This is a genomic window from Kitasatospora sp. NPDC088861, assembly GCF_044750105.1.
Taxonomy (GTDB): Bacteria; Actinomycetota; Actinomycetes; order Streptomycetales; family Streptomycetaceae; genus Kitasatospora.
Map to the genome: position 1 here is coordinate 42,781 of NZ_JBIVJF010000005.1, position 20,250 is coordinate 63,030.

At 74.2% G+C, this 20,250-nt stretch carries 18 protein-coding genes; 5 read left to right on the top strand and 13 right to left on the bottom strand.

Annotation, left to right across the window (positions count from 1 at the left end):
• Nucleotides 1-110: 110 nt before the first annotated feature.
• Together ACIP37_RS11515 and ACIP37_RS11520 are read left to right on the top strand one after the other, a co-directional pair.
• Nucleotides 111-314, top strand: a complete 204-nt coding sequence (locus ACIP37_RS11515) for an MbtH family NRPS accessory protein (RefSeq protein WP_363586612.1) — start codon at nt 111-113, stop codon at nt 312-314.
• A gap of 45 nt (nt 315-359) precedes the next feature.
• Nucleotides 360-872: a GNAT family N-acetyltransferase gene (locus ACIP37_RS11520; protein ID WP_363586611.1), complete on the top strand. Its 513-nt coding sequence runs from the start codon at nt 360-362 to the stop codon at nt 870-872.
• A 73-nt stretch (nt 873-945) separates the two neighbouring features.
• On the opposite strand, the gene ACIP37_RS11525 is transcribed toward ACIP37_RS11520, so the two are convergent.
• A complete protein-coding gene (locus ACIP37_RS11525; protein WP_400806131.1) occupies nt 946-2,424 on the bottom strand; it encodes an FAD/NAD(P)-binding protein in 1,479 nt (492 codons plus the stop codon).
• A 358-nt stretch (nt 2,425-2,782) separates the two neighbouring features.
• Between ACIP37_RS11525 and ACIP37_RS11530 the strand changes: the two genes are divergently transcribed.
• Nucleotides 2,783-3,436, top strand: coding sequence for an SRPBCC family protein (locus ACIP37_RS11530; RefSeq protein WP_400806129.1), 654 nt, complete (start codon nt 2,783-2,785; stop codon nt 3,434-3,436).
• 28 nt (nt 3,437-3,464) lie between these two features.
• On the opposite strand, the gene ACIP37_RS11535 is transcribed toward ACIP37_RS11530, so the two are convergent.
• The 11 genes from ACIP37_RS11535 to ACIP37_RS11585 all read right to left on the bottom strand — a co-directional run bounded on the left by ACIP37_RS11535 (nt 3,465) and on the right by ACIP37_RS11585 (nt 16,731).
• Nucleotides 3,465-5,048, bottom strand: coding sequence for a phytoene desaturase family protein (locus ACIP37_RS11535; protein ID WP_400806127.1), 1,584 nt, complete (start codon nt 5,046-5,048; stop codon nt 3,465-3,467).
• Nucleotides 5,049-5,164: 116 nt separating this feature from the next.
• Complete coding sequence (locus tag ACIP37_RS11540) at nt 5,165-7,825, bottom strand: TIM-barrel domain-containing protein (protein WP_400806124.1); 2,661 nt, start codon at nt 7,823-7,825, stop codon at nt 5,165-5,167.
• Between the two features lie 146 nt (nt 7,826-7,971).
• Entirely contained in the window at nt 7,972-8,763 is a 792-nt protein-coding gene (locus tag ACIP37_RS11545) for a carbohydrate ABC transporter permease (RefSeq protein ID WP_363586619.1), read from the bottom strand.
• A 44-nt stretch (nt 8,764-8,807) separates the two neighbouring features.
• The gene (locus ACIP37_RS11550; protein ID WP_363374460.1) at nt 8,808-9,737 is read right to left on the bottom strand and encodes a sugar ABC transporter permease; all 930 of its coding nucleotides are present in this window, start codon (nt 9,735-9,737) and stop codon (nt 8,808-8,810) included.
• A 43-nt stretch (nt 9,738-9,780) separates the two neighbouring features.
• Nucleotides 9,781-11,052, bottom strand: a complete 1,272-nt coding sequence (locus ACIP37_RS11555; RefSeq protein WP_363586605.1) for an extracellular solute-binding protein — start codon at nt 11,050-11,052, stop codon at nt 9,781-9,783.
• 217 nt (nt 11,053-11,269) lie between these two features.
• A complete protein-coding gene (locus ACIP37_RS11560; protein WP_363586604.1) occupies nt 11,270-12,028 on the bottom strand; it encodes a DeoR/GlpR family DNA-binding transcription regulator in 759 nt (252 codons plus the stop codon).
• A gap of 116 nt (nt 12,029-12,144) precedes the next feature.
• Nucleotides 12,145-13,032: an SAM-dependent methyltransferase gene (locus ACIP37_RS11565; protein ID WP_363617593.1), complete on the bottom strand. Its 888-nt coding sequence runs from the start codon at nt 13,030-13,032 to the stop codon at nt 12,145-12,147.
• 210 nt (nt 13,033-13,242) lie between these two features.
• The gene (locus ACIP37_RS11570) at nt 13,243-13,776 is read right to left on the bottom strand and encodes an EF-hand domain-containing protein (protein ID WP_363617591.1); all 534 of its coding nucleotides are present in this window, start codon (nt 13,774-13,776) and stop codon (nt 13,243-13,245) included.
• Nucleotides 13,777-13,932: 156 nt separating this feature from the next.
• Nucleotides 13,933-14,730, bottom strand: coding sequence for an FAD:protein FMN transferase (locus tag ACIP37_RS11575; protein WP_400806166.1), 798 nt, complete (start codon nt 14,728-14,730; stop codon nt 13,933-13,935).
• A 30-nt stretch (nt 14,731-14,760) separates the two neighbouring features.
• The gene (locus ACIP37_RS11580) at nt 14,761-15,297 is read right to left on the bottom strand and encodes an FMN-binding protein (RefSeq protein ID WP_400806119.1); all 537 of its coding nucleotides are present in this window, start codon (nt 15,295-15,297) and stop codon (nt 14,761-14,763) included.
• 78 nt (nt 15,298-15,375) lie between these two features.
• Entirely contained in the window at nt 15,376-16,731 is a 1,356-nt protein-coding gene (locus ACIP37_RS11585; RefSeq protein ID WP_363586600.1) for a ferredoxin reductase family protein, read from the bottom strand.
• A gap of 230 nt (nt 16,732-16,961) precedes the next feature.
• Here ACIP37_RS11585 and ACIP37_RS11590 point away from each other — a divergent pair, with 230 nt between their 5' ends.
• Nucleotides 16,962-17,690 (top strand): response regulator transcription factor, encoded by a 729-nt coding sequence (locus ACIP37_RS11590; protein ID WP_363586599.1) that lies wholly within the window; start codon nt 16,962-16,964, stop codon nt 17,688-17,690.
• A 41-nt stretch (nt 17,691-17,731) separates the two neighbouring features.
• A complete protein-coding gene (locus ACIP37_RS11595; RefSeq protein ID WP_363586617.1) occupies nt 17,732-19,204 on the top strand; it encodes a HAMP domain-containing sensor histidine kinase in 1,473 nt (490 codons plus the stop codon).
• Here the strand turns inward: ACIP37_RS11595 and ACIP37_RS11600 are convergent.
• Nucleotides 19,182-20,216 (bottom strand): DJ-1/PfpI family protein, encoded by a 1,035-nt coding sequence (locus ACIP37_RS11600; RefSeq protein ID WP_363586598.1) that lies wholly within the window; start codon nt 20,214-20,216, stop codon nt 19,182-19,184. The genes ACIP37_RS11595 and ACIP37_RS11600 overlap by 23 nt on opposite strands.
• Nucleotides 20,217-20,250 lie beyond the last annotated feature (34 nt).

Below are 20,250 nucleotides of genomic sequence, written 5' to 3' on the forward strand. Positions count from 1 at the left end.
ACCACCCGCCGCTGAACCCCCTGCTGTCAGACCACCGCGCAAGACCACTGCCGCAAGACCACCACCGCAAGACCACCGCTGGAAACCCGACAACGACGAAGGAGCACGACATGGACGAGAACACCCGCTACCAGGTGCTGCGCAACGACGAGGAGCAGTACTCCCTCTGGCCGGTCGACCTCGACGTGCCCGCCGGCTGGCAGCCCGTCGGCCAGGAGGGCACCGAGGCGGAGTGCACCGCCTACGTCGACGAGGTGTGGACCGACATGCGGCCGCGGAGCCTGCGCGAGCGCATGGAGAGCGCCGGATCCTGACCGGTCGCAGCACTTCCGTCCCACGACAACCCCGAGGAGCTGACCGTGACCCCTTCGCTGCGCACCGAACACCTGGAGTTCATCCCCTACCGGGCCGAGGACGAGGACGCCTTCGTCTCCCTCCTCCGCAACGCTGACGTGTGCAGCTGGATGGGCCAGGACCTGGTGCCCGAGCCGCAGATCCGCGCGCTGTTCCGCGCGATCCTGACCGACGTGTACCCGCAGCGGATCTTCGACGTGTGGGGCCTGTGGCTGGACGGGAGGTACGCGGGCCACGCCGAGGTGAAGAAGACCGGGAACGTCGACGGCCACGAGCTGGTCACCGCCCTCGCCCCGGAGTTCTGGGGCCGGGGCCTGGGCACCGAGGTGGTCCGCGGACTGATCCGTTACGCCGCCGACGAGTTGGGGCTCAAGGAGGTCTACGGCATGGTGGGTGCGGAGAACGCCCCGAGCCTGGCGATGTGTCGACGGCTGGGCTTCCGGCACCTGCGCGACGTCCTCGGGGACGACGGCTCGGTGACGAAGGTGGTGGCGCTCTCGACGACCGGCCAGGCCTGACCGGGCCCGGCCGGGTGCGGCCCGGCCCGCGGCGCGTCCGGTCGCGCCGCGGGCCGCTGACGTGCACGCCCGCTCAGCGGGCCGGTACCGCTCCGTTCGGCGCTCCCGGCCCGCTCGGCGTTCCCGCCGCGCTGCGGCCCAGCAGCAGGGCGAGGTCGTCGGCCTGGCAGCGGATCTCCGGGATGGCGGTCGTCTCCAGCAGGTTGCCGCGCCGCAGCGAGCCCAGCGTCCACAGCGGCGCCGGAGCCCGGCCGCCCGCGGGGAGGAGCCGGCCGTCGGCGGCGGTGTCGAAGCCGCCGCCGACGGGGGCGGGGGAGCCGAGGCCGGTGGTGAGCAGGTCGGTGATCAGCGGGTCGTCGACCCGGGTGAGTTCGGCCTCGGAGCCGGTGCAGTTCAGCACCGCCCCCACCCGCAGCGCGCGGCCGTCGTCCAGCCGGACGTCGATGACCTCGCCGACCTCGCCGGGGCCGTCCGCGGTGGTCTTGGCGTCGGCCACGGTGCCCCGGCCGATGCTGACCAGGCCCGCGTCGACGGCGGTGCGCAGGGCCCTGGCGCTGACCGGCGGGATCCGGTGGCGGTGGGTCTCCCAGAGCCGGAGGTCCCGGGCCAGCAGCCGGGCCTGGTCGGCGGGTGAGAGCTGCTGCCACAGGGCGCTGGTGAGGGGGCGGAGGCTGTCGACCCCGGCCCGCCAGTCGCCGTGGACGCGGCGGCAGCGGGCGATCTGGCACAGTACCGCCCGGCGCAGCGCGGGCAGCCCCGCACGGGCGTCGAGCTGCGGGACGGCCGGTGCGGCCGGGGTGGTGAGCGGGGTGGCGGCGTGCGGTCGGGGGACCAGGCCGTGCCGGGACAGGGCGTGGACGACGCGTCCGGGGCGTTGCAGGCTGAGCGCCATGTCGACCATGGTCAGGCCGGTGCCGACGAGCAGGACGTCGCGGTCCTCGGGGACGGCCGCGAGGGCGCCGGGTGCCCAGGGGTCGGCCAGGAACCGCCCGGAGTCGCGCAGCGCCGGCGGTGCCCAGGCTTGGCCGGGTGCGAAGTTGCCCAGGGCCAGCACCGCCGCGTCGACGTCGAGCGGTGGCCCGTCGTGCAGCCACAGGCGCAGCGGCGGGGTGGTCGCCCGGGGCCGGTGGGTGAGGGCGACGACGCGGTCGGGCACTCGGACCAGGTCGGGGGTGCCGGGGCCGGAGGCAGCCGCTGCCAGGCTCTCGGCGAGGTAGCGGCCGAAGAGGCGCCGGGGGACGAAGTCGTGCTCGCCGCCGCGGTCGCTGAGCCAGCGCACGAAGTGGCCGGGGTCGTCCCGGTGGGCGCTCATTCGGCCGGCCGGGACGTTCAGCAGGTGGTGCGGCGCGTCGGTACCGAACGCCAGCCCCGGGCCTGCGGGCCCGGGGTCGATGAGCCAGATCCGGGCCGGTGCGGGTCTCCCGGCGGCCGCGTGGTGGAGCAGGCGCAGCGCCGTGAGGGTGCCGGCGGCGCCTGCGCCCACCACGGCGATCTCGTGCGGGGTCCTGCTCTGGTTCACGGCGGCCGCGTCGGACGCAGCGGGAGACGTCATGCGGCCAACATCGAGCCGATCGCGCCGCCGCGTCCAACGACGGTTCATAGGCCCCTCGCCAAGCAGGACTTATGGCCCGGTGGCGCGGTGGTGCGTCGACCTGGGGCAGGGCGAAGGTCACGTAGGGTCCCGGGTTCGACACGTTCCGTCCCATAAGGAGAGTTTGGGGCGCTCGGCCGCCCGTCGCCCGGCCCCTGGTTAGAGGGTGTCACGAAAGCTGTTGACCTCTTACGGGGATTCGCGTTATAACTTCTAACGAACGCGCAAGCATCTATCGCGTGCGGGGCTGCCGCAGCCTCGCACGCAGCCCGACAGGCAACGCCCGCCCACCAACTGACACTCGATCAAGGGGAATCCCATGTCCGGCACCCGCAGCACCGGCGTCCGCGCCGCCCTGTTCGCCGTCCCGCTCGTCGTCAGCCTCCTCGGCACCGCGGCCGCGCCCGCCGGGGCCGCCACCTCGCACCCCGGCACCTCCCTGACCTGCCGCGGCCAGGGCGTCGATCCCCGGGCCCAGGTCCGCTACCGGACCGAGACGGTGGTCCACGCGCCGCTGCACACCATCTGGAAGCTCCAGACCGACGTGGAGCGCTGGCCGTCCTGGCAGGGCCCCGTCGCGAGCGCGGAGCGCCTCGACCACGGCCGCCTGCGCCCGGGTTCGGCGTTCCGGTGGACGACCCCCCTCCCGCCCAACCCCGCGACCACCGCCACCAGCCTGGACATCACCTCGACCGTCCAGCAGCTCAAGCGGGAGTCCTGCATCCGCTGGACGGGCCCCGCCGTCGCCGAAGGGCTGCACATCGACGGCGTCCACGTGTGGAACTTCACCAAGGTCGAGGGCGGCGTCCGGGTGAGCACCGAGGAGACCCACACCGGGCCCCAGGTCGACGCGGACGTTCCCACCGCGACCGCGATCCTGCGCCAGGGCCTCGACGGGTGGCTGCACGACCTGAAGACCACCGCCGAGGCCATCGCCGGGGCCATCGCCGGGGCCGACGCCGACCGGAGCTGACCGGCGCCGGGGCCGACGCCGACCGGGCCTAACCGGACAGGGCTTCGAGGGCGGCCCGGGCGGCGTTGTGGCCGGGGATGCCGCTGACTCCGCCGCCGCGGACGGCGCCCGCGCCGCACAGCAGGACGTTCGGGTGGGCCGTCGCCACGCCCCAGCGGGCGGCGGGGCCGTCCACGGGCCCGGTCGCGAACGGGAAGGAGAGGTCCCGGTGGAAGATGTGGCCGCCGGGCAGGCCGATCTCCCGTTCCAGGTCGAGCGGGGTCCTGGCCTCCACACAGGGCCGGCCGGTGGCGTCCGGCGCGAGGCAGTCGGCGATCGGTTCGGCCAGCACCTCGTCCAGTTGGGCCAGACTGGCCGCCAGGGCGCGCTCCTTGGCGGCCGGGTCGGTGAACAGCCGTGCGGGCATGTGCAGGCCGAACAGGGTCAGCGTCTGGAGGCCCTGGCGGACGGCTTCGGGGCCCAGGATGGTGGGGTCGGTGAGGGTGTGGCAGTAGATCTCCGACGGGGGCGCGGAGGGCATCCGGCCGGCCGCCGCCTCGGCGTAGGCGGTCTCCAACTGCCGGTAGCCCTCGGCGATGTGGAAGGTGCCCGCGAAGGCCTCCCGGGGGTCCGCGCCGGTGTCCCGGAGCCGCGGCAGCCGGCGCAGCACCAGGTTGACCTTCAGCTGGGCGCCCTCGGGCGCGGGCCCGGGCTCCTCGCCGAGGAGGCGGGCCAGGGTGGCCGGGGCGGCGTTGACCAGCACCCGGCGGCCCGCCGCCGTGGCCTCGCCGCCCCGGTGGCGGTACGTCACCTCGGCGTCGCCGTGGCCGTCGGTGGCGATGGCGGTGACCTCGCACCCGGTACGGATCTCCGCGCCGGCGGCCAGGGCCGCCTCGGCCAGCGCGTCCGTCACCGCGCCCATGCCGCCGACCGGGACGTCCCAGTCGCCCGTCCCGTTGCCGATCACGTGGTAGAGGAAGCAGCGGTTCTGCCGGAGCGAGGGGTCGTGGGCGTGGGTGAAGGTACCGATCAGTGCGTCCGTCAGGGCGATCCCGCGGACCAGGTCGTCGCTGAAGGTCCGTTCGATCGTCTCGCCCAGCGGCCGTTCGAACAGGGCGGTCCAGGCGGCGTCGTCGGCGATCCGCCGGCGCAGTTCGGCGCGTGCGGGCAGCGGCTCGGTGAGGGTCGGGAAGACCCGTCGGGCGACCTGTCCGGTCATGCCGTAGAAGCGCTGCCAGGCCTCCCACTCCCGGTCGGTTCCGGTGAGCGCCCGGAACGCCTCCCCGGTCCGGCCGGGGTCGGCGGCGTCCACCAGCAGGCCGGTGGGCTTCCCGTCCCGGACGGTGGGCGTGTACGAGGCGATCCGGCGGCGCCGCAGGTCGAGCCGCAGGCCCAGCTCCTGGACGATCTTCCGCGGCAGCAGGCTGACCAGGTAGGAGTAGCGCGACAGCCGGGCGTCCACGCCGGGGAACGCCCGGGTGGAGACGGCGGCCCCGCCGACCCGGGGCAGCCGTTCGAGCAGCAGGACCCGGCGTCCGGCCCGGGCGAGGTAGGCGGCGGCCACCAGCCCGTTGTGGCCGCCGCCGACGATCACGGCGTCGTACCGGGCGGGGGTGGACGGGTTCGCGTTCACCCCCGCCACGCTACGGGACGGGGGCGGGCCGGGGAATGCCCCGGACACAGCGGCTCCGGAACGCCGCAGCGCCCCCTCGCGGCGGTTCGCGAGGGGGCCCTGCGGCGTCCGGCCGGTCAGCGGCCGCCGTGGATCAGTTCGACGGAGAAGCCGTGGTCGGTGGCGACGGCGGGCGTCCTGACCTGGGTGACCCCGGTCGCGGCGTCGTAGTACCAGCCCGAGGCGGCCGAGTCGAGCGCCGCCGCGGAGTCCAGCCGGGGCAGCGGTCCGCCCTGCGTGACGACCAGGCGCGGGGCGGGCTTGCCGTGCACGGTGAAGCGGTACCCCCGCTCGGCCGGCTTGCCGGTGTAACTCCCCACGCTGGCACCGACCTTGACCACGGTGACCGGCCCGTGGGCGCGGACGTCCACCCGCTGGGTGGCCGAGGCGCCGGCGGCGAAGCCGCGGGTGACGCCGTCGTCCTCGTACAGGGTGTAGGAGGAGTCGCCCTGCGGGTAGAGGTCGTAGTCGAGCCGGGTGCGGTCCCGGTTCTCCCAGGACAGCGTGCCCTCGGGCCACATCGGCACGATCGAGCCGCCCTTGACGAACAGCGGCAGGGTGTCCAGCGGCGCGGAGTAGCCGTTGACCGTGGTGGGGCCCTGGTAGGTGCGCCCGGTCCAGTAGTCGGTCCAGGTGCCCTTGGGCAGGTAGATGCCGTCGCGCACCGAGGTGTCCGAGTAGACCGGTGCGACGAGGAAGTCCGGCCCGGCCAGGAACTCGTACCTGGCGTTCGGGCCGAGGGTCGCCGGGTCGTCCGGGTACTCCAGGGCGAGCGGACGCACCGCGCCGACGCCCGTCCTGGTGGCCTCCGCCGACAGCGTGTACATGTACGGCAGCAGCCGCTCCTTCAGCTGGAGGTACTTGCGGTTGATCGAGGTGTAGGGCTCGCCGTCCAGCCAGGGCTGCTGGTCGCGCTGCTCCTTGCCGGCCATGTCCCTGGCCCAGCCGTCCATGGTCATGATGGCCGGGAGGAAGGACTTCCACTGGAGGTCGCGGGTGTACATCTTCGGGTCGCGGCGGTAGATGGAGCCGACGTCGCCGGTGTTGTAGGCGATGCCGGACATGGTGGCGCCGGCGTAGGTGGGGATCTGCCAGCGGATGTAGTCCCAGGACAGGCTCTGGTCGCCGCTCCACAGGACGCCGCAGCGCTGGGCGCCGGCCCAGGAGACGGGCAGCCAGACGAAGCCGCGGGCGTCGCTGCCGTCCTCGATGCCGGCCTTGGCCTGGTCGCAGGCGTTCAGCGCGAAGTCGTAGCCGTTGCCGACCCAGGCGACGTCGAGCTTGCGCACCAGGGCGCCGGCCTTGACCTCGGCGGCCTGGTCGGGCAGGCCGTTCTGGGTCCAGAGCCCGAGCTGGGCGTGGTCCTTGCGCAGGCCCTCGCCGGTCTGGGCGAGGTTCTCGTAGCCGCAGCCGTAGCCGTCGTTGACGAGCATCCAGCCGAGCGGCATCTGGTTCCGCACGTAGCCGTCGGCGACCTTGAGCGCGTCGGTGGTGTGGCGTTCGCCGCGGTTGGCGTTGTGCAGGTAGCAGTCGGAGTCGCCGGGCTCCAGGCCGTAGACGGGCGGCATGAAGGGCTTGCCGACCAGGGTGGTGTACTTGCCGATCACCGACTTGACGTCACCGGTGAAGTAGTAGGCGTCCAGGCGCCGTTCCTGCTGTCCGGTGCGCACGGGCGAGCCGAAGTCGTAGCTGCCCGGGGCGAAGGTGTTGCGGAAGACGCCGTAGCCGGCGGTGGAGATGTAGAACGGCTGCGAGTTGTTGTAGCCGCCCTCGTTCCAGTTGGTGCTGTTGGCGACGTGGACGGTCTTGTCCCGGTGGGAGAAGGAGCCGTTCTGCTCGCCGCCGCCGAAGAACTGCTCGTCGGCGCCGCGGACCAGGCTCTGCCGCAGCCCGCTGGTGGACCAGCGTAGCGGGGCGTCCTCCTGCCAGACGGCGGTGCGGTTGTCGGCCTTGTACAGGCCGAACCTCAGGGGGTGCTTGTAGACCCGCAGCACCTGGTCCTTGGAGCGGATGCCGTAGTAGTCGCCGGCGTCGAACGACGAGGTGCCGCGCTGGAGTTCGGGCTGCTTGCGGATGATCGTGCTGCCGGCCGGGTCGGTGAGCACGCCGTCCGGGGCGGCGCGCAGCCGCAACTGGTCGTCGGCGAGGAAGTCGACCTTGGCCTTGAGGGTGCCGGCGGCGATGTCGTAGCTGCCCTGGCCGCCGGAGAAGGAGGTGAGGTCTCCCGCGTCGGCGGTCTGCGGCAGGTAGGCGCGGCCGGTGAAGGAGCCGCCGTGCACGTCGTAGGGGACGACCAGGACGTGGTACGTGCCCGAGGCCTTCGGGATGACGGTCGCCTCGGGGTTGGCGGTGCCCGCGCTCTCGGCGACCTCCTTGCCGTTGGCGTCGTAGACGTAGAGGTCGAAGTCGTCGGTGGGGTTCTGCCACTGGATCGAGAGCGGGACGCCGCCCTCGGGGTTGTCGTCCCAGTAGCCGGCGGGCGCGTCGACGGTCAGGTCGAAGCGGCCGCAGACCGTGCCGTCCGGGTCCTGGGCGGCGGACGGGCAGGAGGCGGCGCCGCCGAGGGTGCCCTTGGCGTACGTGGGGCTCTGCCAGGTGGTGCTCTGGTGGCTGCCGTCGAGGACGGCGGAGCCGGGGGTGGCGGCGCGGGCCGGCAGGGCGGGCCCGGCCACGGCGGCGATGCTGGTGAGGGCCACGGTGAGGGCGGCCCGGCGGAGGCGAGGTCGTACCAAGCGCACGGTGTGTTCTCCCGTCGGATGAGCAAGAGATGTTCACTTACTGCGCGAAGCTGCTTGAACATGGGGGAATACAAGCAACATTCACAGTTGTGGCCGGTCCATGTCAATGGCGGGGTCACCGTTCCCGACACCCCGGACGGCCGGGGCTACTTGACCGATCCGGCGGTCAGCCCGGAGACCACGTGGCGCTCGATGACGGCGAACAGCACCACGACCGGCACGATCGCGACCACCGATCCGGCGAACAGGTAGTTCCACTCCACGGTGTAGTTGCCGATGAAGCCGTTGATGCCGACGGTCAGCGGCTGGCTCTCCGGGGCCGTCGACAGGGTCAGGCCCATCACGAACTCGTTCCAGGCGGAGATGAAGGTGAAGATCACCGCGGTGACCACGCCGGGCATGGCCAGCGGCAGCACCACCCGGCGCAGCGCCCCGAGCCGGCCGAGGCCGTCGAGCAGCGCGGCCTCCTCCAACTCGACCGGGATCGAGCCGATGTAGGCGGTGAGGATCCAGACGGCGAAGGCCAGGTTGAAGGCGGCGTTGCAGAGGATCAGCGTCCAGACCGAGTTGAGCATGTCCAGCTGGTAGAACTCGCGGTAGAGGCCCACCAGCAGCGAGGTCGGCTGGAACATCTGGGTGACCAGGACGAGCAGCAGGAAGAGCCTGCGGCCCCGGTACCTGAACCGCGCGGTGCAGTACGCGGCGGGCAGCGCGACCAGCAGCGCCAGCACGGTGGAGCCGCCGGCGACCAGCAGGGTGACCTTGAGGTTGGCGCCGAGCGTCGACTCGCGCCAGACGTCGACGAAGTTGGACCAGGCGGGGTGGCGCGGCAGGTAGCCCGCGTCGCGCAGCTCGTCGGCGGGGCGCAGCGCGGTGACGGCCATCTCCAGGTACGGGAGCAGGAAGACCGCCGCCAGCAGCCAGGCCGCCGCCGCCATGACCAGGGCGCGCGGGCGGATCCGGCGCGCGGGCGGGCGGGCCGTCAACGCTCCTCCCCGTTCCAGCGGCCGACCTTGAGGAAGACCAGCACCATCAGCACCACCAGGGCGAAGTTGACCACCGACATGGCCGCGGACTCGCCGATGTCGGTGTTCTTCAGCTGGTACATGAACACCGTGCTGGTGGCCGTGGCGCTGCCCGGGCCGCCCTGGGTCATGCCCCAGATGACGGGGAAGGAGTTGAAGACGTTGATCAGGTTGATCACGAGGCCGACCAGGAAGGCCGGGCGCAGCAGCGGCAGGGTGATCCTCCGGTAGGCCTGCCACGGGGAGGCACCGTCCACCCGGGCCGCCTCGTACAGCTCGCCGGGGACGGTCTGCAGGCCGGCGAGCAGGGTGTAGGTGGTGAACGGCAGCGAGACGAAGACGGCGACGAGGACCATCCAGGGCCAGGCGGTCGACGGGTCGCCGAGCCAGTCCCGGGGGCCGTCGACCAGGCCGAGGTCGGTCAGCGCGGTGTTGAGCACGCCGGCCGTCCGGTCGAGCATCCACCGGAAGCCGATGGCGGTCATCAGGACGGACGCCGCCCAGGGGGCGATCAGGGCCCAGCGCGCGAACCGGCGCCCGGGGAAGCGCTGGTTGAACAGCTGGGCCAGGCCGAGCGAGAGCGCCATCGTCAGGCCGACGACGGCCACCGTCCAGACGACCGTCGAGAGCAGCACCCGGCCGAGGTCGGCCTCGCCGAAGAGCTTGCGGTACTTGTCCAGCCCGGCGGAGCCGCGGACGAATCCGCTGGTGCTGATGCGCAGGAACGAGGTGCGGACCATCTCGTAGACGGGCCACAGGACGACGGCCAGGATCAGCAGGACGGCCGGGGCGATCCACGGCAGCGGTCCGAGCCGGCCGGGGCCGGAGCCCGTCCGGGCGGGCCGCCCGGGCCCGGAGGCTTGGGGGGTGGGGGAGTCGAGGGACACGGCGGTGCCTTTCGGACGGGGCGCGGGCCGGGGCGGGCGTGCCCTACTTGTTCGCGACGGCGTCCCGGGCCTTCTTCTGCAGGTCGCCGAGCACCTTGGCCGGGTCGCCGGCGACGGCGGTGCCGATGCTCTTCTTGAGCTCGGCCGAGACCGCGTCCCAGGTGGTGTTGCCGAGCGGGTAGAAGACGGCGTTCGGCAGGAGGGCGAAGAACGGTTCGAGGTCCTTGTGCTTGCCGCTGGCGGTCATCTCGCGCAGGGTGCTCTGGGTGACCGGCATCAGGTTGTAGGTCTCGTCGAAGGCGAGCGTGTTGTCCTTGGAGTACGCGAAGTCGAGGAACTTCCTGATCTGGTCGCGGTGGCCGTTCTTCTTGAAGGCCATCGTCCAGTCCGCGACGCCGAGGGTGGAGGCGAGCGGGCCGGTCCTGCCGGGGATGGGCGCGACGCCGTAGTCGACCTTGCCGTCCTTGGCCATCTGGATCAGCGAGGGGTGGCCGTTGGCCATGGCGGCCTTGCCCGCGGCGAAGTCGGCGAAGGCGGTCTTGCGGTCGGTGGTGGCCGGGTTGGCGTAGGTCAGGCCGGGGTCGACGAGGTTGGCCTTGAGCCAGCGGAAGGTGTCGACGTCGGCCTGGCTGTCGATGGCGTACGTGCCGTCCTTGGCGGTGGGGCCGCCGCCGTTGCCGAGCTCCCAGATCATGCTCTCGCCCTGGGCCTCCTCCGGGCCGAGCGGCAGCGCGTACGGGGTGACCCCGGGCGCCTTGGCCTTGATCAGTTCGGCGTCCTTGCGCACCTCGTCCCAGGTGGCGGGCGGCTGGGTGATGCCGGCCTGCTGGAAGACGGCCTTGTTGTAGAAGAGGGCGCGGGCGGAGGAGACGAACGGGATGCCGTACTGCACGCCGTCGACCCGGCCGGCCTCGGCGAAGCTCGGGATCAGGTCGGCCCGGGTGTCGGCGGACAGGACGTCCTCGGCCTTGTAGAGGAGGTCGTCGGCGACCTTGTCGGCGTAGCCCCCGGTCTGCAGGACGTCGGGGACGTTGCCGCTCTGGATCATCGTCTTGACCTGCTTGTCGATGTCGTTCCAGTTCATCACCTGGACGTCGACCCTGATGCCGGGATTGGCCGCGGTGAACGCGGTGGCGACGCCGTTCCAGTAGGCCTTGGAGCTGTTGGACTCCTTCTCGCCGTAGTCGGCGGCGACGAGTTTGAGCGTCACGGCGCCGTTCGGGGAGGACCCGCCGCCACTGCTGCCGCCGCACGCTGTGAGGGCGAGCGCGCCGACGGCACAGACCGCCCAGAGGGTACGTACACGTGTGTTCACCGCAGTTACCGCCTTCGTACGCCGCTTGATCCTAGTTGCTTGAAGAGCGCTGGTTCTGAGCAGATTCGAAAGAGCGTGGCGTCGGGCAGTATTCACGAGGCGGACCGGCGGGGTCGAGGTGTCGCCCGGATGTCGTTATCGGACCGTTGCATGACAACTGACGGTGCGACAGAGAGCCCGGCCGGTTCTCCCCGGCCGGGCACCCCGCGTGAACAGGTCAGACGCGCGCGACCCGCACCCCGCAGGCGGCGATCGCCTTCTCCTGCGCCGCGGTGGCCTCGTCGTCGGTGACGAGGTCGTGCACCTCGGCGAGCGGGCAGATCTTGGCGAAGGTCACCCGGCCGATCTTGGTGCTGTCCGCCAGGACCACCGACCGCGCGCTGGCGTGCAGGAACGCGCGGTCGGTCTGGGCCTCCATCTCGTCGTGCGTCGTGCAGCCGTCCTGCGCGGTCAGGCCGTCCACCCCGATGAACGCGAGGTCCAGGTGGTACTGGGCGAGCATCCGGTCGGCGGCCGGCCCCACCAGCTCGTAACTCGTGGTCCGGGCCAGGCCGCCGACCACCACCAGGCGGACCTCCGGCCGGACGATGAGGTCCGCCGCGATGTTGACCGCGTTGGTCACGATGGTGATCCCGCCGCGCTCGGCCAGCACCCGGGCCAGCTCGCTCGTCGTCGTGCCGCCCGTCAGGCCCACCACGGCGCCGTCCGGCACCAGCCGGTCGGCCGCCAGCGCGATCCGCCGCTTCTCCGCCTGCCGCGTCCCGTGCTTGTGGCGCAGCGGCAGTTCGAGGTTGACGGCACCGGTGACCGCCCCGCCACGGGTGCGGTGCAGCAGGCCCTGGTCGTGCAGTTCCTGGAGGTCCCGGCGGACGGTGGCCGGTGACACCTGGAGGAGGCCGGCCAGCTCGTGCACATCGGCGCTGCCCGCCTCGGTGATGTGGGTGAGGATCCGGGCGGTACGGTCGGCTTTGAGCATGGCCGAAGTCTAGGGCGTGTCCGTTGGATCACGTCGGGCCCGTGCGGCGGCGGCCTGTGCGCAGAACCGAACACCGGGCGGGCCGGAGCCGGCCGGGGCAGCCCGGAGCGGGGGCGTCACCGGGTGGCGAAGACCCAGCGGTTGGCGGCGAAGGCGTCGTGGGGTTCGGGCCGGGGGCCGCGGCCGTAGTGGCGGGTGAAGTCGAACGGGGTGTGGACGGTGGTGGACCAGCCGCGCGCGGTGAGATCGGCGGTGGTGTCGGGGCGGGGCCCGGCGTCGAACAGGGCGAGCAGGTCGACCCCGAGCCGCTCGCGAGCGGTCGTGTAGACGGGGTTGTCGCGGACCGCCGCGGACTCCGGTCCGAGCTTGGCCTCGTACGCCAAGGTGCTTCCTGCGGCGCCGAGTCGGTCGACGGCGGCCGCGAGTCGCTGTTCGGCGGCGGCGGGCAGGTAGGGCAGCAGGCCCTCGGCGAGCCAGGCGGTCGGCTCGGCGGGCTGGAAGCCGGCCGCGGTGAGGGCGTCGGCCCAGTCGCCGCGCAGGTCGGCGGCCACCGGTACGCGGCGCGCCGCCGGCCGGGCGTCGACCCGGTCGAGGACGCGCTGCTTGAAGGCGAGGACCTCGGGCCGGTCGACCTCGAAGACGGCGAGGTCGGCGGGCCAGTCGAGCCGGAAGGCCCGGGTGTCCAGGCCGGCGCCGAGCAGGACGACCTGGCGGACGCCCAGGTGGGCGGACCACAGCAGCTGGTCGTCCAGCGCCCTCGTCCGCAGGGCGAGGTAGCGGCCGAGCCGCCCCCAGAGCGGATCGGCCTCGCCGCCCGGGACGTCCCGGGGGTGCACCGGCCAGTGCGCGGAAGACCGGGCGGCGCGTACGAAGTGCTCGGCGTGGGCGTCCCGGGCGAGGGCGTCGGGGCGGTGGGTCTCGATCGCGCGGGCGGCGGCGACCATCAGGGCGGTCGGTCCGACGCCCTCGTCGACGCCGGCACGGGGGCGGGCGGCGGTGGCCATGATCCCTCCTGGTGTTCGGACTTCGGGAAGCCGCGACCAGGTCCTGTCCGGCAGGATCGGCCGGACAGGACCTGCCCGGCGGACCGGTCGTGGGTGGTGGCGCGGGCGGCCGTGGGCCCGGTGCGCGAAGCGCGGGACGGCGCCGCCGGGCAGGTGCGGGGCGGCGGCGCCGTCGCTCAGCCGATCCGGGGCGGGCGCGCCCCGGGGAGATCAGGCGGCCGGTTGGCCCACCAGCAGGTCGCCGGGGATGCCGACCTTGTCCGGGGCGTAGTAGTCGCGGATCCCGGCGGCCCAGACGGCCACCGTGATGCGGTCCTCGGGGGTGGGGCCGAAGGCGTCGAAGAGGGCGTGGACGTTGGCGTGCTCGAAGCCGATCGCGGACATCAGCGCCACGAACAGCGGGCGCTCGATCAGGCCGTCGCCGTCCGGGTCGCCGAGCGCGGCCAGGGCGTCGGCGAACTCGCCGGCGGTGGGGCCGAAGCGCTCGGGCGAGAGGACGAAGCCGCCGAACTCCTCGCGGCTGATCACGCCGTCGCCGTCGGTGTCCAACTCGCTGACCAGGGTGGTCCAGTAGCGCCGGAAGGCGGCGCGGATCGCGGCCTTCGCGGCGTCGTCCGAATCGGCGGCGGCCGCGACCACGCGGGCCGTCATCAGGTTGAAGTCGTCGACCTCGACGACGCCGTTGCGGTTGGCGTCGAACAGGGAGAAGACGAGGTCGATCCGCCGGGTGGCCTCGGTGGGCATGTGTCGCTACCTCTTTCCGTGGGTTCACGCGTGTCCGCGGGTCCACGCGTTCCGGTGGGACCGGATGGTGTGCGTCCGATCGGTCTCCCCACTATCGGCCACCCGGGTCGGGGCGGATGAGTCATGATCGAGTTCTTCACCTGATGGAGTGAACTATCAGCGTTCGAAAGCCAGTTGGCGCGCAAACGGCCCTGCTCGGGCCGCCGGGGCGGCCGGCCGCCAGTCGGCGGGGCCGGTGGGCGGGAGGTGCCGGGGCAGGCCGGGCGTCCAGCGCTTGGTCCCGTCGGGCAGGACGGCGAGGGCCTCGACGCCGGGCTGCCGGGCGGCCCAGACGAGCGCGCGGTCGGGGCCCATCGCGAAGGCGCCGGTGGCCCAGGCGTCGGTGCGGGCGATCCCGGTGCCGGGGGCGCCGACCAGGGTCAGCGAGGCGAGGCCGAGCGCCGGCCGGCCGGTGTGCGGATCGAGGATGTGCGCGCCGCGCTCGGCGGTGCCGGAGGTGGCCACCGCGAGGTCGTCGCCGCCCAGGACGGCGGCCAGCGCGTCCGGCCGCAGCGGGTGGGCGACCCCGATCCGCCACGGCCCGCCGGCGGTCTGCACGTCCCCGCCGCCGCTGACGCAGTACTGCCGGGCCCCGGCGGCGCGCAGCAGCCCCGCCGCCTCCTCGACCGCCCACCCCTTGACCCAGCCGCTCGGGTCGAGCCGGCCGCCGGGCCGCTCGGTGAAGAAGCCGTCGGTCTGCGCGGCGACCTCGCGGCAGGCGGCCAGGACGGCGCGGACCTGCGGATCGCAGTCGGCGAGGGCGAGTTCGCCCCGGTCGAGGCGGCTGATGTCGCTGTCCGGCCGGTAGGGCGAGAACACCGCGTCGATCCGGTGCAGCCGGTCGGCGATCCGGCGGAGCGCGGCGGGCGTGTCCGGGCCGGGATCGCGGACGGCGATCGAGAAGACGGTGCCCATGACGGGTTCGGCGTGGCGGAGCACCGTGCCTCACCGCCCGGCGCGGTCGAGCGCGCTCTGTAGGGAGCGGACGTAGCCGTCGCTGGTGAAGGTCGCGCCGCTGACCACGTCGATCCCGGCGCTCTGCGCGGCGATCGCCTCCTGGTTGAGCAGGGGCAGCGCGGAACTGTTGATCTCGCGGTCCCGGCGGTCCTCGGTGGGGTACTTGACGACGTCGACGGCGGTGATCCGGCTGCCAGCGAGGGTGACCTCGACCTGGACGGGGCCGTAGCGGGTGTTCACGGCGTCGCCGGTGACCTTCCGGGTGCCGCCGGTGCCGCCAGAGCCACCGGCGGCCGGTGCGGTGGGGGAGCCCGACGGCCCGGCGGTGGCGTCGGAGGCCCCGGCGGCGGTGCCGGACGAACCGGTGCCGGACGAACCGGTGCCGGACGAGCCCGTGGCACCGGACGAGCCCGTGCCGCCGGAGCTGATCACCGGCGCGGGCCCGGTGGCCCCGTGCGGTTTGAGGGAGAGCAGCAGGACGACTCCGGCCGCGGTGGCGGCACCGGTGACGACGGCTCGGCGCATGGGCGGGGCTCCTCGGGGTGTGGTGGAGGTGGCGTGGTGGGACGGGCTCGGCAGGTCCGGCGGGCTCGGCGATCGGGCTCAGAAGTCGAAGGACTCCCGGTGGATGCGCCCCGCCCGCACCCCGGCGGCCCGCAGCGAACGGACGGCCTCCTCGGCCAGCGCGTCCGGCCCGCACAGGTAGACCTCGTGCTCGGCGAGGTCGGGGACGAGCCGGGCGAGCGCGCGGCCGAGGTCGCCGATCCGCGCCCGCGGGCCGACCAGTTCGTGCACTGCGGCGCCCCGCCGCCGGGCCACCTCCGCCAGCTCCGCCCGGAACAGCACGTCCTCCGGGCGTCCGGCCCGCTGGACCAGGGTCAGCTCGCCCGGCAGCGTCTCGAACAGCGCCCGCAGCGGGGTGATCCCCACCCCAGCCCCGAGCAGCAGCACCCGGCGCCGCCGTTGCAGCCGCCCCGTGAACGCCCCGTACGGGCCCTCGGCGCGCACCGGGGTGCCCGGGCGCAGCGCGGCCACCGCGGCGCTGTGCCCGCCGAGGTCCTTGACGGTGAAGCGCAGGAAGTCCGGGCGCGGCGGCGCGGACAGCGAGTACGGGTTGGCGGCCCACCGCAGGCCGGGAGTCTGGAACTGGAGGCGGAAGAACTGGCCCGGCTCGGCCCGGAGTTCGTCCAGCCGCCGACCGGTCAGGAACAGCGACACCACGCCCGGCCCCTCCCGGCGGACCTCCGCCACCCGCAGCCGGTGCCGGCGGTCGAGCCGCCAGGGCCGGGCCAGCCGGTACCAGCCCAGCAGGGCGGCGGTGCCGAGGTAGAGCGCGTACCAGGCGGCGCGGGCCGGGCCGTCGCCGAGGTCGGCGCCGGTGGCCAGCTGGTGGCCGAAGGCGAGCGCCACCGCGAGGTAGGTGGCCAGGTGCAGGTAGTACCAGGCCTCGTACGGGAGGCGGCGCCGGGCGGCCCGGGCGGAGACGGCGCCGGTGCCCAGCATCAGCAGGGTGCCCAGCGCGGCCTTGAGCATCTCGGGGTAGTGGAGGACGATCTCCACGCCCTCGCCGAACAGGCCGCGCCCGTCCGTCAGCGCGTACCCCCAGACGACCGACAGCACGTGCACCGTCACCACGGCGACCAGCCAGCGCCCGCCGAACGCGTGCCAGCGGGCCAGCCGGTCGGCGCCGACCCCGCGCTCCACCGGCGGCAGCCGGGCCATCAGCAGGAGCAGCACCGGCGCCGCGTACCCGGCGAGCAGGCCGGTGATCCGGCCCGCCCCGGTCAGCCAGCCGGCCGCGCCGGCGACCGCCGGGGTGTCGGACCACCACAGCGCGAGGACGCCGAGCGCCCCGGCGGCGATCAGGCCCAGCACCGCGTCCGGCCGGGCGGCGGCCGGGCGGCGCGGGGCCGCCCGGCGGGTGCGGGCGGCGGGTCTCGGCGGGGCGGCGGTGGCCATCGGGGATCCTCCTTCGGGCCCGGCGGGCGAGCACCGCCGGGGCGCACCACGATCGCACCGCAACCTCTGAGCCGGCTCTGAACCGGGGCCGTCGCCCCCGTCGCCTCCGGCGATGTCGCCGCAGGTCAGGGTGGGTGGATCGGGTTTCCCGGGCGACTGCCGGTCTCACGGCTTTCTCATCGCGGTGGGCCAGGATGAAGGCGGCCGACCGCCTGCACCCAGGGAGCACCATGGACGACACCGCCGAGCGGGGCGCCGACCGGCAGGACTGGCGGGTCCTCGTCGTCGACGACGAACCGGACCTGGTGGAGGTGGTCTGCGGCGCGGTCCGCTACGAGGGCTGGCAGGCACGGGGCGAGACCACCGGTCTGGCCGCCGTCCGGGCGGCGGCGCACTGGCGCCCGGACGCCGTGGTGCTCGACATGATGCTCCCCGACCTCGACGGCATGGAGGTGCTGCGCCGCATCCACGCCGAGCGGCCCGAGGTGCGGGTGCTCTTCCTCACCGCCCGGGACGCCGTCGAGGACCGGATCGCGGGCATCGCGGCGGGTGGCGACGACTACGTGACCAAGCCGTTCAGCCTGGCCGAGGTGGTGGTCCGGCTGCGTGGGCTGCTGCGCCGCGCCACCCCGCCGGGGGCCGCGGGGCAACCGCCCGCGCACGCCCTGGTGCTCGGCGACCTCGTCCTCGACGAGCGGGCCCGCGAGGTCACCCGCGCCGGTGAGGTGGTCGACCTCAGCCCGACCGAGTACGCGCTGCTCGCCCACCTGATGCACCACCCGCGGCAGGTGCTCAGCAAGGCGCAGATCCTGGACGCCGTCTGGTCGTACGACTTCGGCGGGCAGGCGCACGTCGTCGAGCTGTACATCAGCTATCTGCGCAAGAAGCTGGACGCGGGCCGGACGCCGATGATCCACACGGTGCGCGGCGCCGGCTACCTGATCAAGGCGGCCCCGTGACCGGCCGGCCCACGACGGGCGGCCCCGTGACCGGCGGCCCCGTGACGGGCGCCGCCAGGGCGCGCCGCCGGGCCGCCCGGCTGGTGCCGCGGACGCTGCGGGCCCGGCTGATCGCCGGCCTGCTGGTGCTGCTGGTGGTGACCTGCGCCGCGGTCGGCCTCGCCACCACGGCGGCGCTGCGCCACTTCCTGGTGGACCGCCTGGACCAGCAGCTCGCCGACGCCGGCGGGCGCTACGCCGCCAGCCTGGAGCACGCCGGCCAGGGCGGCGGCACCGACACCCGGGCGCAGACCCCCGGCACCCTGGGCGCCCGGCTGCTGGACGGCCGGGTCACCGCGGCGGGCGTGGTCGACGGGGACGCCGACGACGCCAACGGCCCCAGCGCCGACGACCGGCTGGTGTTCTCGCCGGCCGAGCAGCGGGCCCTGGCCGCCCTGCCGGTCGGCGGGCCGGCCCGCACCGTCGACCTGGGCCGCGCGCAGGGCCACTACCGGGTGCGCGCGGTGGCCGGCCGGGACGGCGACGTGCTGGTCAGTGGACTGCCGCTGCGCCCGGCCGAGGACACCGTGGACCGGCTGGCGACCCTGGAGCTGACCGTCTTCGCGATCGCCGTCGCCGGGGCGGGCGCGGCCGGGGCGGTCTGGGTCGGCTGGTCGCTGCGTCCGCTGCGGCGGGTGGTGGGCACGGCCGAGCGGGTCGCCGCGCTGCCGCTCGCCAGCGGCGCCGTCACGCTGGCCGAACGCGTCCCGGACGACGATCCGCGGACGGAGGTCGGCCGGGTCGGCGCGGCGCTCAACCGGATGCTCGGGCACGTGGGCGACGCGCTGGCCCGCCGGCACGCGGTGGAGGAGCGGCTGCGGGCGTTCGCGGCCGACGCCAGCCACGAGCTGCGCACCCCCGTGGCGGCGGTCCGCGGCCACGCCGAACTCGCGCTGCGCCACCCGGGCGCGGTGCCCGGGCCGGTCCGGCACTCGCTGGAGCGGATCGACGCCGAAGCGGTGCGGATGGGCGCGATCGTCGAGGACCTGCTGCTGCTCGCCCGGCTGGACGCCGGCCGGCCGCTGGCCGACGCCGAGGTCGACCTGACCCGGATCGCGCTGAACGCGGTGGCCGACGCCCGGGCGGCCGGGCCCGGGCACCGCTGGCGCCTGGCGCTGCCCGAGGAACCGGTGCTGGTGCGCGGGGACGCGGACCGGCTCAGCCAGGTGGTGGTCAACCTGCTGGCGAACGCCCGGACCCACACCCCGCCCGGCACCGAGGTCGAGCTGAGCCTGGAGCCGGCCGGGGCGGGGGTGCGGCTGGCCGTCGCCGACGACGGCCCGGGGATCGCGCCGGAGCTGGCGGGCCGGATGTTCGAGCGGTTCGTCCGGGGGGACCGCGCCCGCTCGCGCTCGACCGGGTCGACGGGGCTCGGCCTGTCGATCGTGCGGGCGGTGGTCCGGGCGCACGGCGGCACGGTGGACGCGGCGAGCTGGCCGGGGCGCACCGTGTTCACGGTCCGGCTGCCGCCCTGACCGGGGGCGGACCCCAGGGCGTGGGCGTGGTGGTGCGGAAGCGGTGGCGGTACTCGGTCGGGGTGGTGTCGAGCCGGCGGCGGAAGGCCCGGACCAGGGTGTCGGTGGTGCCGAACCCGCAGTCGGCGGCGACGCGGTCGAGCGTGGCATCGGTGGATTCGAGCTGGTGGCGGGCGAGTTCGACCCGGGCCGACTCGATGTAGGCGCTGGGCGTGGTGCCCAGTTCGGTCTTGAAGATCCGGGTCAACTGCCTTTCGCTGACGTGGGCGTGGGCGGCGAGATCGGGGACGGTGAGCCGGCCGGTGAGGTTGCGCAGGACGTGGTGGCGCAGCTCCTCGATTCGGCGGGTGGTGGAGACGGGTTCCAGCGGGACACTGAACTGGCTCTGGCCGCCGGGGCGTTTGAGGTACATCACGAGCTGGCGGGCGACCCTCAGCGCGAGCTCCTCGCCGAAGTCCTCGGCGACCAGGGCGAGGGAGAGGTCGAGGCAGGCGCTGATGCCCGCGCCGGTCCAGACGTCGCCCGCGCGGATGAAGATCGGGTCGGCGTCCACCTCGATCTCCGGGTACTCGGCGGCCAGTTGCGCGGCGGTCGACCAGTGGGTGGTGGCGCGTTTGCCGTCGAGGAGCCCGGCGGCGGCGAGCAGGTGCGCGCCGACGCAGACCGAGGCGATGCGGCGTGAGCGCCCGGCGAGGGTGCGCACCCAGTCGACCACGGCCGGGTCGGTGCGCGGGCGGACCCGGCGCGGGCCGTCCACCTCGACGGCGCCGGGCACCAGCAGGGTGTCGATGGCGCTCGCGGCGGCCTCGTCGAAGGTGAGGTCGGGCAGGATCCGCACGCCGGCGGCGGTGGTGACCGGGTCCGTGGTCGCGGCGGCGAGGACGACGCGGTAGCCGGTCGCGTCGCCGCTCTCCCGCCGGACGAGGGAGAACACCTCGGGCGGTCCGGTGACGTCGAGCAGGTCGACGCCCTCGAACAGGACGATGACGATCAGTCGTTGTACGGCGCCCACGGCCCCCACCTTGCTCTCTCGATGCTCTCTCGAT

Bases quoted from the DNA above. Each gene is read 5' to 3' on its own strand.
- ACIP37_RS11515 (WP_363586612.1), top strand. From the start codon at position 111: ATGGACGAGAACACCCGCTACCAGGTGCTGCGCAACGACGAGGAGCAG.
- ACIP37_RS11525 (WP_400806131.1), bottom strand. From the start codon at position 2,424: ATGACGTCTCCCGCTGCGTCCGACGCGGCCGCCGTGAACCAGAGCAGG.
- ACIP37_RS11530 (WP_400806129.1), top strand. From the start codon at position 2,783: ATGTCCGGCACCCGCAGCACCGGCGTCCGCGCCGCCCTGTTCGCCGTC.
- ACIP37_RS11545 (WP_363586619.1), bottom strand. From the start codon at position 8,763: ATGGCGGCGGCGGCCTGGCTGCTGGCGGCGGTCTTCCTGCTCCCGTAC.
- ACIP37_RS11560 (WP_363586604.1), bottom strand. From the start codon at position 12,028: ATGCTCAAAGCCGACCGTACCGCCCGGATCCTCACCCACATCACCGAG.
- ACIP37_RS11565 (WP_363617593.1), bottom strand. From the start codon at position 13,032: ATGGCCACCGCCGCCCGCCCCCGTGCCGGCGTCGACGAGGGCGTCGGA.
- ACIP37_RS11570 (WP_363617591.1), bottom strand. From the start codon at position 13,776: ATGCCCACCGAGGCCACCCGGCGGATCGACCTCGTCTTCTCCCTGTTC.
- ACIP37_RS11575 (WP_400806166.1), bottom strand. From the start codon at position 14,730: ATGGGCACCGTCTTCTCGATCGCCGTCCGCGATCCCGGCCCGGACACG.
- ACIP37_RS11580 (WP_400806119.1), bottom strand. From the start codon at position 15,297: ATGCGCCGAGCCGTCGTCACCGGTGCCGCCACCGCGGCCGGAGTCGTC.
- ACIP37_RS11585 (WP_363586600.1), bottom strand. From the start codon at position 16,731: ATGGCCACCGCCGCCCCGCCGAGACCCGCCGCCCGCACCCGCCGGGCG.
- ACIP37_RS11590 (WP_363586599.1), top strand. From the start codon at position 16,962: ATGGACGACACCGCCGAGCGGGGCGCCGACCGGCAGGACTGGCGGGTC.